The following is a 13,366-nucleotide window of genomic DNA, read 5'->3' as shown; positions in this document are numbered from 1 at the left end:
GCCCACCCCTCGTCCCGCCTCGCATACGGCCATCCAGCGTTTCGGAACATCCCGAGGCCCCCAACTCCAAGCCTGGAGCCTCGGGCCCCGGAAACGCAGAAGGGCCGGCGCCCCGCGTGTGGCGGGAGCACCGGCCCTCTGCTTCACCACCCGGGCCTCACGGGGCCCTGGGGGCTACGACTGGCGGAACTCGGCGTCCACCACGTCGTCCTTCTTCGCGCCCGGCTGAGCCCCGGGAGCAGCGCCGCCGCCCGGAGGAGGCTCGCCACCCGGCGCACCACCCGTGGCCTTGTACATCTCCTCGGCGGCCTTGTAGCTGGCGGCCTGGAGCTTCTCGAGCGCGGACTTGATGGCGTCCTTGTCCTGACCCTCGCGAACCTTGTTCAGCTCCGCCACGCTGTCCTCGAGCGCCTTCGCCACGTCAGGAGTGAGCTTCTCCTTGTTCTCCTTGACGAGCTTCTCCGCGGCGTAGGACTGGGCCTCCGCCTGGTTCTTCAGCTCCACCAGTTCGCGGCGCTCCTTGTCGGCCGCCTCGTTCGAGCGAGCGTCGGCGACCATCTTCTCCACCTCGTCCTTCGCCAGACCGGACGAGTGGGTGATGGTGACCTTCTGCTCCTTGCCCGTCGCCTTGTCCTTGGCGTTGACGTTGAGGATGCCGTTGGCGTCCAGGTCGAACGTCACCTCGATCTGCGGCACGCCACGCGGCGCGGGCGGCAGGCCCGTCAGGTGGAAGCGGCCCAGGCTCCGGTTGTCGTTCGCCATCTCGCGCTCACCCTGGAGCACGTGGATCTCCACCTGCGACTGGCCATCCGCCGCCGTGGAGAACGTCTCCGACTTGCGCGTGGGGATGGTGGTGTTGCGCTCGATGAGCTTGGTCATCACCCCACCCAGCGTCTCCACGCCCAGGCTCAGCGGCGTCACGTCCAGCAGGAGGATGTCCTTCACCTCGCCGGAGAGAACACCGGCCTGCACCGCCGCGCCGACGGCGACGACCTCGTCCGGGTTCACGGAGCGGTTCGGCTCCCTGCCGAACAGCCGCTTCACCGCTTCCTGCACCTTCGGGATGCGCGTGGTACCGCCCACGAGCACGACCTCGTTGAGGTCCTTCAGGTCCACGCCCGAGTCCTTCAGGCACTTGCGGCACGGCTCCAGCGAACGCTCGATGAGGTCATCGATCATCGCCTCGAACTTGGCGCGCGTGAGCTTCAGGTTGAGGTGCTTCGGACCGGACGCGTCCGCCGTGAGGAACGGCAGGTTGATGTCCGTCTCCGTCGCGCTCGACAGCTCGATCTTCGCCTTCTCCGCCGCCTCCTTCAGGCGCTGGAGGACCATCTTGTCCTTCTGGACGTCCAGCCCCGTGTCCTTCTTGAACTCGGAGATGAGCCAATCCATGATCCGCTGGTCGATGTTGTCACCGCCCAGGTGCGTGTCGCCGTTGGTCGCGAGCACGTCGACCACGCTCTCGCCCACCTCCAGGATGGAGATGTCGAACGTGCCGCCGCCGAAGTCGTAGACGGCGATCTTCTCGTCCTTCTTCTTGTCCAGGCCGTACGCGAGCGCCGCCGCGGTCGGCTCGTTCACGATGCGCCGCACCGTGAGGCCCGCGATTTCACCCGCGTCCTTCGTGGCCTGGCGCTGGGCGTCGTTGAAGTACGCCGGGACGGTGATGACCGCCTCCGTCACCTTCTCACCCAGGTAGTTCTCCGCCGCGCGCTTCAGCTTCAACAGCACCTGCGCGCTGATCTCCGGGGCGCTGTACTGCTTGCCGTCCAGTTCGATGCGCGCGTCGCCGTTGGGCCCCCGAGCAACCTTGTAGGGGACCAGCTTGGCCTCCTCGGTCACCTCGTCATGCCGCCGGCCCATGAAGCGCTTGCTGGAGTAGATGGTGCGCTCCGGGTTGGTGATGGCCTGGCGCTTCGCCACCTGACCAACCAGCCGCTCGCCGTCCTTCGTGAACGCGACGACCGAGGGCGTGATGCGGCTGCCTTCCTCGTTGACGATGACCTTGGGCTCGCGACCCTCCATGATCGCCACCACGCTGTTCGTGGTGCCCAGGTCGATCCCAATAATCTTGCCCACGGTTCGTATCCTCCGGAAATAACTGCGTTTTCTGCGAAAGCTCCTGATGTATGCCCAACGTAACCACCCACCCCCCTGTGTCAAACCGGAGGCGACGTCGGGCCCTCTGACACAAGGTGATGCTCCCGGGTGCGTAGCGCAGTGCGCACGAGGCTGGTTGCCGCGTCACGCCATCGCCACCTTCACGACACGGGTGCGTAACGCGCTCTACACCCCCGCCACCCCCAGGTAGCAACCAGGCGACCTTCCGCACTGCAACCAACGCTGCAACCCCTTGGAATGACATGCCTGCCCGCCTGCTGACGCCCCGCGTCACCCGTTGGCAATGAAAGTGCACATTGCGGCAGCGCGTCGATGTCGGGTTCCCCCACCCGCACCTACCCTGGAGCCTGTCCCCATGCTGGTTCAGCCCCTGCGCTCTCCGGACCTCCGCCGCTCCCCGTCGGCGGACGCGTCTGTCGAACCCAAGGTCGCGGTGCTCCTCAACGCCAATGCCCGGAAGGTGGATGCCCGGGTGGTGAAGTCCCTGTCGCACGTGGTGCCGGAGCAGGACCTGTTCCTCTCCCGCTCGCAGTTGGACGGCCGGCGCATCGCCCAGACGGTGCTGGAGCGCGGCTATCCCATGGTCTTCACGGGCGGCGGCGACGGAACCTTCATGGGCTTCGTCAACGAGATCCTCCAGCAGGTCGGCCCCCGAGGCCGCTTCGCCGGTCAGCAGGCGCCCCGCTTCGGCATCCTCAAGCTGGGCACGGGCAATGGCATCGCCGCCCACGTCAACGCCTCCGGCACCCGGGGCGACGGCATCCTCAACGACGTGCTGCGCGCCCGCACCGGGGAAGTCCCGGGCTTCCGCCCCATGGACCTGCTGATGGTGGACGGCCAGCGCGCGCCCTTCGCGGGGCTGGGCGTGGATGGCAAGGTGCTCAACGACTACATCTGGGTGAAGGAGAACCTGGGCAAGGGGCTCTTCAAGAGCATGCTGTCCGGCAGCGGCGGGTACTTCTCCGCGGTGGCCTGCAAGACGGTGCCGCACTACCTGACGCACTCGACGTGGGTGGAGTGCGAGGTCGTCAACGGCCAGGCGGGCGAGGCGTACCGGCTGGGTCCCGACGGCCAGCCCACGGGTGAGCCGGTGGCCCCTGGCGAGCTGATCTTCCGGGGCAAGACGATGATGGCCGCCGCGGGCACCATGCCCTTCTACGGCTATGGCTTCCGGATGTTCCCCTTCGCGTGTGGCCGGCGCGGCTTCATGCAGCTGCGGCTGGGCCAGGTGACGCCCACGCAGGTGCTCGCGAACCTGCCCAAGCTGTGGAACGGCCGCTGGTTCCCCGAGGGCCTGCACGACTTCCACGTCCGCGAGGCCACCATCCGCTTCGCGCGCCCCATGCCCTTCCAGGTGGGCGGCGACGCGGCCGGATATCGGGACCAGGTGTCGCTGTCGGTGGCGCCCGAGTCCATCGAGCTCGTCGACTTCAACGGCGCGCTGAACTAGCCCGCGCTGCGGGGGGACGGTGCGATTGCCGCCCTCCCCTTGCTTCCGCTCAGCCCCTGTCGCGTGAGGCCGGAGGCTTCTCGCCCGGCTCCTTGCGGCGTCCCACCAGGAAGGCGTAGCTGACGCTGGCCTTGCCGTTGCTCTCGCGGTGCAGCGCCAGCTCCTCGCGCAGCGGGGATGCCTGGGGGCCGGACGTGGGCCGCAGACAAGCCTCCACCTCGCGGTAGTAGTCGTCGAGTTCCACGTCGTGCAGCGACTCCGCCGACTCCGGCTCGAAGCCATTCAGCTCCAGCGACTGGAGCAGCTCGCGCGGCAGCAACAGGGGCGCGCCCAGACGGCGCTCCCACAGCTCCGCGGCGGCCTTGGGCAGGAAGCGCCCCACCCTCGCGGGGAAGGTCATCCCCAGCCGCCCTCGTCGAGCCAGCAGCGGCCTCAGGGCGGCCAGCGTCCCGCGCAGGGTGTACAGCACCCGGCCCTGGACGAGGATGGCATCGAAGGCTCCATCCGGCAGGCCGAGCGAATCCAGGGACACGCCGCGCACGTCGATGCGGTCGGTCAGGCCCTGGTTGCGCACGCGTTCGCGGGCGGCGGAGACCAGGGACTCGTCCATGTCCGCGGCGACGACGGAACAGCCCATCTCCCGGGCCAGCAGCAGCGCCGCGGCGCCATCCGCGCCACACCCGAGCACGAGCACCCGAGCGCCAGGCTCCAGTTGGGCCACCTTGGCGAACCGCCGAGTCACGTCGTCCGAGCTGAACGCGCGCCGGGCGTCCGCGGGGTGGTAAAGCGGAAAGGAGTCTGCCGGGCTCATGGGCTCCTCATATACCCAACCCCGCCCGGACTTCCAGAGACGGCGCGGGCCTCCCACCCGGGGGAGGAGGCCGCGCGCGTCCGGCGTCACAGGTAGTAGACGATGCGCGGGTCCATTTTCAGGTGTTCATAGATGGTGCGCCGCTGCTCCTCGGACAGCAGGTACACCGACACGCTGAGGGACAGGTACTTGCCCTTGCTGCTGGGCTGCTCGCGGATGGAGTCCGGCGAGATTTCGGTGCCCATCATCTTCCGGAACAAGTCCCTCACGTGCTCCGGGAAGCCGGGGCCCTGCAGGCCCATCACCTTGAAGGTGTAGACCGAGGGGTACTCGATGAGGGGCTTCTTCTCTCCGTCTTCCGGAGGGGTATCTCCAGGGCCGTCGGTCGTCATGACACGTCTCTTCGAACAGGCACCCGCGGGTGCCTAGAGCAGGTTGGCGGCGAGTTCGGCCAGGGCACTGCGCTCGCCCTTGGCCATGGTGATGTGCGCGGCGATCTTCTCGCTCTTGAAGCGATTGACCACGTGCACCAGCCCGTTGTTGGTCGAATCCACGTAGGGGTTGTCGATCTGGAACGGGTCCCCCGTGAGGATGATCTTCGTGTTGTCTCCCACGCGGGTGATGATGGTCTTCACCTCGTGGGGCGTGAGGTTCTGCGCTTCGTCCACGATGATGAACTGGTTGGGGATGCTCCGGCCACGGATGTACGTGAGCGGCTCGATTTCCATCAGCCCCAGGTCCAGGAGTTCGTGGTAGCCGCGCCCGGCCTTCTTGTCCGCGCGGCTGAGGTTCATCAGGAACTCCACGTTGTCGAAGATGGGCTGCATCCAGGGGTTGAGCTTCTCCTCGACGCTGCCGGGCAGATACCCGATGTCCCGTCCCAGGGGGAAGATGGGACGGCTCACCAGGAGCTTCTGGTAGAGGTTCTCCTCCGTCACCTTCTGGAGTCCCGCGGCGATGGCCAGCAGCGTCTTGCCCGTGCCCGCCTTGCCGACGATGGTGACGAGCTTGATGTCGTCGTTGAGCAGCAGGTCCAGGCAGAAGGCCTGCTCCATGTTGCGCGGGCGGATGCCCCAGGTGCCCTCCTTGCTCTGGCGGAGCAGCGGCACCAGCCGGTTCTTCAGGCCGTGCAGCCGCCCCATGGCGGTGTGCGACGGATTCGTCTCGTCCTTGAGCAGCACCAGCTGGTTGGGGAAGAGCGTGTCCACGTCCGGCAGCTCCACCTCCGCGCCGGGCTTGTACATCTGGTCCACCAATTCCTTGGGGACGAGCCGCTCGGTGAAGCCCGTGTACAGCTCGGTGATCTCCACCCGCTCGGTGTCGTAGTCCTCGGCGATGAGGCCCAACGCATCCGCGCGGATGCGCAGGTTGGTGTCCTTGGTGATGAAGACGGCCTGGGTGTCGGGCTCCTGCTCCATCAGGTCGATGGCCACCGCGAGGATGCGGTTGTCCATCAGGTTGCTGTCCGCCATGGACAGCGGCAGGTCGCGCTCCGTGAAGCACACCCGGAGCATGCCGCCCCTGGGCATGGGCACCCCTTCCTTCAGCGAGCCCTCCGCGCGGAACGTGTCCAGGTAGCGCGCCACCATGCGGGCGTTGCGACCCAGCTCGGAGAGATCTCTCTTGAACTGATCAATCTCCTCGATGACGTAGATGGGGATGATGACGTTGTTGTCCTCGAACGCGTAGATGCTGCGCGGATCATGAAGGAGGACGTTGGTATCGAGGATGAAGTTCTTTCGCATCGTGGGTTCGCGCGACCTGATTGGTTCGGGTGCGACCGCTGGGGACCGTGCGACGTGGCTGAGCCTGACGCCCACTCCAATATAGACAGGGGCTCCGACGGAAGCAGCCAGGATGGTGTCGGAGGCGCGGGCTGTTCGAAACCCCACGCCACTCCCCTCAGTGCGCGAGCACGGGGGCGAGCGGGTCGTACCCCAAGAGCTCCGCCAGTCGCTCGGGTGGTGGCCCCGGGGGCATGCGCTCCCAGGGGAAGCGCTGCTGGAGCGCCTCCTCGTCGAGCGTCAGCACCCGCCGGCCGGTCTGCTCGCGGGCCTCGGCCCATGCCTTGGCGTCGAACGAGCGGATCAACCTGCGACTGAGCGGCGACAGCATGGGCATGGGGGTGAAGGGGATGTGCTGCCCGTCGGCGTCGCGCATGCAGCCCAGCTCCACGGCCCACGCGAGCAGCCAGCGAGGCCGCTTCCCACCAGCGCCGCGCAGCGCGAGGAATCTCCCCTGGGCCGCGCCGTCCACGAAGAGGAAGCGCCGGTCATAGACGCTCGCGGCGGCGAAGGTCGAAGGCGTGAGGGCCAGCGCCTCCGCGCCGATGCGACGGGCCATGAGCATCAGGAGTTCCAGCAGGGGTGCGGAGAGCGCGAGCCCGGGGTGGCTCTGTCCTGGCAGCGGTGGACGGTGCCAGTCGAAGGAGCGGCCCGGGTTCTGGAGCAGCAGCGCGTCCACGTAGAGCAGGGGCACGGTGGCGAGCACGTCACCGAGGCCGACCTCGGCGCCGGTGGCCATGCGAAGGGACAGGTCGGCGACGGGGGCATAGAAGCGACGGCTCCACAGGACGACGCGGGGGCGGAACGGGTCCTCGCCCTGGATGCGCAGCTCGATGGGCCCCACGCGCTCCTCGGCGCGCTGGAGCAGGCCGTAGGCGCGGAGCACCCGCTCCAGACCCTGGTGGCTGTAGGTGCCGAAGAGGAGGCCCACGCGGGTCTTCTGGGAGTCGCCCAGGCCCAGGTCCTCGAGGGAGAGCTCCTCGACATCGGGCGCGGCCAGGTCCGCCCCGCTCAGGTGCTGATAGATGCGGCGGAAGCGGGTGTTGATGGGCAGCGTCCGAGGCATGGGGCCTCCTAGTCGTAGCGGATGTCGATGACGGTCAGCTCGATGTCGCCCCGGGGGCGGTGCACCTCGACGGAGTCGCCCACGCTCTTGCGCAAGAGGGCGCGCCCGATGGGGGACTCCACGCTGATGCGACCTCCGGCGGCATCGATCTCATCAGACCCGACTATCTGGTACGTCGTGCGAGCTCCGTCCTCGTCCTCGAGGGTGACCGTGGCGCCGAAGTAAACGTGTGCACGGTCACTCTGTTCAGAAGGCGTGACGATGGTGGCGGTGTCCAGGCGCTTTTGTAGGAAGCGGATGCGGCGGTCGATTTCGCGCAGGCGCTTCTTTCCGTAGATGTACTCGGCGTTCTCGGAGCGGTCGCCCTGGGCGGCGGCGGCGGAGACCTCGGCCGTGACTTTGGGGCGCTCCACGTTGAGCAGGCGGATGAGCTCCCGGTGCATCCGCTCGGCGCCCGAGCGGGTGAGGTAGCGGCGGAACGGGGCCTTCTCTTCGCCGTCCTCGGCCTCCAGGTCTTCGTGTTCTTCAGGGGGGAGGTCCTGGTGGGCCATGCCCTCTGTATACCGCCGATGCCTGACGACGGCGTGGGGACGGGGCCCCCGGCGTTCACCGGGAGTCGGGGAGTCATCGTCAGGAAGGGGGACGTGCGCTCGCCAGTGGAAAGCGCGAAGGAGTTCGGGTAGGAAGCGCCTGCCTCCGAGGCCCGGGAGGGCCGCACGTGGATTTTGGACAAAAGAATAGTGCGAGTCGCTAGCTCAGATGGTAGAGCACCGGCCTTTTAAGCCGAGGGTCGGGGGTTCGATCCCCCCGCGACTCATGTAGGTGGCGACGTCCCCGTCGTCTAGAGGCCCAGGACGCTGGCCTTTCAAGCCGGTAACACGGGTTCGAATCCCGTCGGGGACAAGTAGGAACGCGGGGCTGGACGGTGCAAACCGTCCAGCCCCGTTCGTTTTTGGCCGCTCCGTGTTGCTCCTTTGGGCCGGAACAACGCCGCCAGCGGCCCATGAACGGGACTCTCCACGGGCGGTCATCATCAGGCCGAGTTTGGTCGCACAGCTTCCGGACACGTGCGCCTTGCAATGGCCCTACGCCGGGTCAAGTCCACTTGAAGCCCTCCTTCGTTCGGACGACCGCCACGTCGAGCAGGTAGTTCCCGAAGGGCGGATAGCGCGCCCGCCAGCCTCTGCCTGCGCGGTGGCAGTCCTCGTGAGTGCGTTGCTCATGGTTACGTGGGCCCTTCGGCTTGGGCCGAGTCAGCGGTGAAGTGCGCTGCCCCGCACGTAAATGCGTGCGGATTCCGGGAGTGGCTAGGGGCGACGCACATGCAGCCAAATTACACACATGCAATGTGTCTGATTTCGAGAGGATTTCGTTTGGGTGCCGATCTGAATTTGCACCGGGACTACGTTTCGATAAAAATCCCAAGGAACGAGTCACGAAAGCTGGGGGGAGACATGAACTTGATGCGCATCATGGTGCTGGGCGTTTTGCTGTCCGGCGGGCTAGCTGCTGGGGGGATGAAGGACGACCGCAACGTGTTTATCAACACCCAGCTTCGTGCCGCTTATGCGAGCATGGGAGCTGCTCGAAACTCGTCAGACTTCACTCAGTACCTGGTGTGCCAAATTGTAGCAACGACCAGCGGCATTTCTGGCACCTGCGAAGCGCAGAACACACAGGGAACACTTGTCGCCTGCCAGACGACAAATCAGTATTTACTAGAGGTACTCAAGTCAATCAACGACACCAGCTTTGTTGGCTTCTCATGGGATGTAAATGGAGAATGTAACCAGATTTATGTCGGCCACGGGTCGCCCTACGGCCCGAAACAATAGTTCCTACTGTCTTGAAAAGCATATAGGGCTCGCAATCAGTCCCGTGGAAAGCAAGCCCGTGAGTGATGGTCGGATTCTTCCAACGCACAGTTCAAGAGCCTCTATCCTCACATTTGATAGAGGTTCAAAGCGCGGAATCCGCTTCGAGCAGCGCGAGCTTGTGCGCTTGGGTGCTCACCCCAATGCCAAACTGCACGAGATGGCCAGGCGATCCCGCGAGGTGATGGTCGAGCTGGGCATCCGGCGCCCCCATGGCCTCCAGTCTTCCCAGGACAAGATCAGCACGAACTAGCGCCGTACATCCATGTGCCCCCAGTGTGCCCCTCCAGCGAGGATTGAGAGGCACACCAGGAAACAGCATGGGACGGGGCGGGATGACGAACCCGCGACTCAGCCATACAGCTCGCTCAGCGGACCCGGAGCGATTCGCGTGCTGCCCTCCTGCCCGAAGGTATTGAAGTCCGCGTCTCCGAACGCGTGGCCGAGCGTGTTGAAGAGGTTGGAGACCTGCCGGTTCCGGGCCGCGTCGTACTTCGGGTACACCACCGTGCGCCCATCTGTCTTCAGGCCCAGCGCGTTGCCGCCCACCACGAGCTTCGGCCACTCACGCGAGGTCGAGTGGTGCTGCTCGCCGTTGTCGGACATGAAGACAATCGCCGTGTGATCCAGCATCGATCCACTCGCGCCGACCTCGGGCGTGGCGGCCAGCGTCCTCGCCAGGTTCGCCACCAACTGCACGTGGCGACGGGTGACCTCGGCGACGCGATCCCAGTTCTGCCCCGCATCCAGGCCGTGCTGCAGGCTGTGTCGCGGGATGTCGGTCACATCCGGGCCGTAGGCCACGTCAAAACCTGAGGTGCCCGTCGCCAGCACCACCGTGTTCGTCAACCCGCCCAGGAGGGACGCCGTGGCGATCTGGAACTGCGCCTCGAACCACTTCAGCGAGTCGGGCGGTGAGCCCGCGCCGGTGATGAGCGGGTTGTCCTTCGGCGCCAGCGGCAGGTAGGGCCGCACGCGGTCCGCCATGCCCGCGAGCTGGTCCTCCCGCGTGCGCAGCGACTCGAGAGAGGAGACGTAGCGCTCCAGTTTCAGCCGCTCGTTGGAGTTGCCGCTGAACTCCGCCAGCGCCTTGCGCGAGTCGGTCAGCGCGAAGTCGAAGAGCATCTTGCGGTCTCGCCCATTCGTCGAGCCACCGAGCAGCGAGCCGAAGGTGCTGTCGAACGCGAGCGACGGGTTGACGATGATGCCCGCGGGCTTGCGCGGTCCGAGCGCGCAGGTCTCGTACACGATTGACACGCGCGCGGAGCTGGTGCCCAGGCGCAGCACGTCGAACGGTGCACCCCGGCGCAGGCGAGGAGCAATCACGGCGTCGAAGGTCGCGCCCGCGCCGTTCACCGCGCAGCTCAGCCCGCCCGTCCCGCTGGAGTGCCCGCCGCCCGCGATGAGGTTCGAGAGCCCCAGCAGCACGGCGGAGCGATTCACCAGGTCGATGTTGCCGGAAGACGCCGCCAGCGGCCCGAGGCTGATCGCGCTGGCGAGATTGTCGCCCTCACGCACCAGCGGCGTGTCCTTGTACGCGTCCCAGAAGAGGCGGTCGGAGGTGTTGGCGCGTCCACCCAGCGCCGCGCGGGTGCCCGTGCTCAGGAGCGCGCGGGGGTAGACGCCATTGCACTCGAGGACCAGCACCAGGCGCGCCGGCAACGCTGGCGACTGGGCATAGACGTCGTGGAAGTAGGGCGCGAAGAGGCCGGCGGCCATGCCCTTCAGGACGGTTCGTCGCGAGAACATGGCAGTCACTCTCCAGCCTGCGGCACACGCCGCGTCTTCCAGGTGTCACTGGTCATCAGCGTGGTCAGCATCTTGGAGAACGAGCCATGGTTCTCATCATAGGTCTGCTCCATCCGCGTCAGCGTGCAGGCGTCGCTCGGGTTCTCGGGGCGTCCCATGAAGTAGCGGAAGGCCTGTCGCACGAAGCAGCGTTTCACGTGCGGCGAGGTCGCCAGGCGCTCGCTCAGCTCCACCGCGTCGCGCACCGCGCCGTTCAGCGCGGGGTCCGGCATCGAGGTGAGCGTCGAGCTTCCGTCCGGCGTGGTCCAGCCTCCGCTGGTCGAGTGGTCCCGAGCGCGCAGGAAGCCCGCGTGGTTGTAGATCTCGAAGGGCAGGCCGAGCGGCTCCATCAGGCGGTGACAGCCCTGACACTGCGCTCCAGCGGTCGCCTCCTGCAGGCGGCGGCGCGCATTCTTGTCGGCCGCGTGAGCGCCGACCTGTGCCGCCACCTGCACGCTGCTGAGCGGCGGGACGAAGCCGCACAAGAGGTTCTCGCGCACCCACTTGCCGCGGTGGACGATGGACGGGTCATCCTCGAAGTTGCCGCCGTGCGCCGCCAGCCACACCGGATGGGTCAGCACGCCCGCGCGCTCGGCGGCAGGCAGCGCCTTCCAGCGGCCCGCGACGGTCGCCGGGAGGATCTCGCTGACGTTGTAGGGGTGCGAGAGGCCCTTGTGTGAGTCGTACGCCGCGTTCTGCATGGAGGGCACGTAGAACGTGCGCGTGGTGAGCAGGTTCGCCAGCACGTCTTGATCCTCGACCACCACCCGGGCAATCAGATCATCGAACTGCTGGATGAAGGTCGGCTCCAGCGGATGGAAGTTGGTGAGCAGGTTGTCGTAAGAGACCGCGCTGATGTAGCCGAGCCCCTCGAGTTCGAAGCGCGAGGTCGCCGCCGGGGACTCCTTGAACACCGCGGACACGTGCCCGTAGCCGAGCCACTCGCGAAAGAAGCCCGCGACTCCGTCACCCAGCCAGTACTGCCCGCGCTTGGAGCGCTGGTCCTCGTTGTAGTCCTGCACCAGGTCGAAGCGCGGCGTCCCGTTCTGGTGGGCGTCGACGCCGCCCAGGTGCTTCTGGATCAGGGCGGTGGTCGTCGCATCCTGCATGAGCGAGCCGTCCTTCGCGGCGGTGGCCACGTCCGCCAGATGCCCCTCCAGGGGAGCCGAGTAATGCGGCCACACGAAGCTCGGCGTGGCCGAGGGCGCGCGCCCCGCCAGCGCGTAGGACAGCTGCGAGCCGAGCTCGAGGCTGGTCAGCTCCACGCGACCGTCCGCCGGCGCGCCGCCCATCTCGCGGCGGAACATGGCGCCGGTCATCATCCACGCGGCGTTGGAGATCCGCGTGATGGAGTCCGCGCGGTTTTGCGGGGAGTTGCTCGGCTCCTGCGCGATGACCGCGGTCGCGAAGGCGGTGAGGCGGGTGAGCTCATCCTCGGTGGGTGGGCGGAAGAAGACACCGAATTCGAGCATCTGGCCGAGGTGGAACCGCTTGCAGGAGTCGCTCGGGTTCGATTCGACGAACATGCAGTTGAAGCGCCTGTCGGTGAAGACACGCTCCATCCGGTTGCCATCCGGGTAGTTCATCGTCCACGGCGCGGCGGCCTCGCCGACCACCGGCAGGAAGAGCTCCACCGAGGCCTCGTCCAGCGTCTCGTCCGTGGCCCAGGAGCTGTACTGCTCGATGGCGCTCGGGTCGAGCGGGTTGTCGTAGAAGCTGAACCCGGTCCAACTTCGCTCCACCGAGCCACCGACGTTGCGGGTGAACTCGCGCCGGTTCATGCGGCGGATGCGCGTCGGCGCATCCGAGCGCACGCCCTCGGTGCAACTGAAGAGCGCGGACTGATCGAGCAGGTTGGGCTCGGGCACCACCGTCGCGGGCGGGCCGTCCGTGCCATTGCAGAGGGGCATCCCCTCCCCGATCCAGGTCTCGAGCGCGGTGAGCTCGGCTGCGCTCGCGCGCTCATGAGGGACCGGCGGCATCGGAGACGCGTTGTCGCGCATGCGGATGAGCGCGCGCTGGGCGTTGCTGAGCCTCCCATCCGTCGCCGAGCTCACCCGCATGTCGTGCAGGGCGCGCAGCGGCATCGTCGCCCCCTGGGTCGGCAGCGCGCCGTGACAGCTCGCGCAGCGAGCGGCGAGCACTGACTGCACCACGCACGCGGCGGCCAGGTCCCCCCCGGGTCCACCATCGGGTCCCCCTGGGTTGTTGGGACCTCCGTCGTTGGTGTCGTTGGACCCGATGGAGCCCTTGCACGCAACGAGGCTCAATAGTCCGGCCAGCAGGAGGACGCGGTTCATCCGGCCAGATTGCCACGGACGGCTGGTGGGATGGCAAGCAGGCCATGCCGGAGGGGCTCAGTCCTTGCCGGGCGACCTGTGAGGGCGCGCCGGTGCCCACAAGATTTCATCAGGGGCGGAGCGTGCGCTTCAGTGCTAGGCCATGCGTCCATGTCCGGCGACTCACCCGTCC

10 protein-coding genes and 2 tRNA genes are annotated in these 13,366 nt (G+C 67.0%); 4 read left to right on the top strand and 8 right to left on the bottom strand.

The window, feature by feature from the left end; translation table 11 throughout:
• Positions 1 to 174: 174 nt before the first annotated feature.
• Positions 175 to 2,079 carry a molecular chaperone DnaK gene (dnaK, locus tag HUW62_RS39785; RefSeq protein ID WP_163869250.1) on the bottom strand — a complete coding sequence of 635 codons (1,905 nt, stop codon included), beginning with the start codon at positions 2,077 to 2,079 and terminating at the stop codon, positions 175 to 177.
• Between the two features lie 397 nt (positions 2,080 to 2,476).
• Between dnaK and HUW62_RS39780 the strand changes: the two genes are divergently transcribed.
• On the top strand, positions 2,477 to 3,571 hold the full coding sequence (locus HUW62_RS39780) for a diacylglycerol kinase family protein (protein WP_176437389.1): 1,095 nt from the start codon (positions 2,477 to 2,479) through the stop codon (positions 3,569 to 3,571).
• 49 nt (positions 3,572 to 3,620) lie between these two features.
• On the opposite strand, the gene HUW62_RS39775 is transcribed toward HUW62_RS39780, so the two are convergent.
• From HUW62_RS39775 to greB, 5 genes are all read right to left on the bottom strand, one after another.
• The gene (locus HUW62_RS39775) at positions 3,621 to 4,382 is read right to left on the bottom strand and encodes a cyclopropane-fatty-acyl-phospholipid synthase family protein (protein WP_163869252.1); all 762 of its coding nucleotides are present in this window, start codon (positions 4,380 to 4,382) and stop codon (positions 3,621 to 3,623) included.
• Between the two features lie 86 nt (positions 4,383 to 4,468).
• Entirely contained in the window at positions 4,469 to 4,774 is a 306-nt protein-coding gene (locus tag HUW62_RS39770) for a YbeD family protein (protein ID WP_163869253.1), read from the bottom strand.
• A gap of 33 nt (positions 4,775 to 4,807) precedes the next feature.
• Entirely contained in the window at positions 4,808 to 6,127 is a 1,320-nt protein-coding gene (locus HUW62_RS39765; protein ID WP_163869254.1) for a PhoH family protein, read from the bottom strand.
• 157 nt (positions 6,128 to 6,284) lie between these two features.
• Positions 6,285 to 7,232 carry a deacetylase gene (locus tag HUW62_RS39760; RefSeq protein WP_163869255.1) on the bottom strand — a complete coding sequence of 316 codons (948 nt, stop codon included), beginning with the start codon at positions 7,230 to 7,232 and terminating at the stop codon, positions 6,285 to 6,287.
• A gap of 8 nt (positions 7,233 to 7,240) precedes the next feature.
• Positions 7,241 to 7,783: a transcription elongation factor GreB gene (greB, locus tag HUW62_RS39755; RefSeq protein ID WP_163869256.1), complete on the bottom strand. Its 543-nt coding sequence runs from the start codon at positions 7,781 to 7,783 to the stop codon at positions 7,241 to 7,243.
• A 193-nt stretch (positions 7,784 to 7,976) separates the two neighbouring features.
• Between greB and HUW62_RS39750 the strand changes: the two genes are divergently transcribed.
• The 3 genes from HUW62_RS39750 to HUW62_RS39740 all read left to right on the top strand — a co-directional run bounded on the left by HUW62_RS39750 (position 7,977) and on the right by HUW62_RS39740 (position 9,067).
• A tRNA-Lys gene (locus HUW62_RS39750) sits at positions 7,977 to 8,049 on the top strand.
• A gap of 13 nt (positions 8,050 to 8,062) precedes the next feature.
• Positions 8,063 to 8,135 (top strand) — tRNA-Glu (locus HUW62_RS39745).
• A 551-nt stretch (positions 8,136 to 8,686) separates the two neighbouring features.
• Positions 8,687 to 9,067, top strand: coding sequence for a hypothetical protein (locus HUW62_RS39740; protein WP_176437388.1), 381 nt, complete (start codon positions 8,687 to 8,689; stop codon positions 9,065 to 9,067).
• Positions 9,068 to 9,457: 390 nt separating this feature from the next.
• Here HUW62_RS39740 and HUW62_RS39735 read toward each other — a convergent pair whose 3' ends face one another.
• Together HUW62_RS39735 and HUW62_RS39730 are read right to left on the bottom strand one after the other, a co-directional pair.
• On the bottom strand, positions 9,458 to 10,855 hold the full coding sequence (locus HUW62_RS39735) for a DUF1552 domain-containing protein (protein ID WP_176437387.1): 1,398 nt from the start codon (positions 10,853 to 10,855) through the stop codon (positions 9,458 to 9,460).
• A 5-nt stretch (positions 10,856 to 10,860) separates the two neighbouring features.
• On the bottom strand, positions 10,861 to 13,194 hold the full coding sequence (locus HUW62_RS39730; RefSeq protein WP_176437386.1) for a DUF1588 domain-containing protein: 2,334 nt from the start codon (positions 13,192 to 13,194) through the stop codon (positions 10,861 to 10,863).
• Positions 13,195 to 13,366 lie beyond the last annotated feature (172 nt).

Origin of the sequence: Myxococcus sp. AM011, from assembly GCF_013372595.1 — a bacterium.
Classification (GTDB): Bacteria; Myxococcota; Myxococcia; order Myxococcales; family Myxococcaceae; genus Myxococcus; species Myxococcus eversor.
Note: the sequence above shows the minus strand (reverse complement) of the source record. Positions and strands in the feature narration are given on the sequence as shown.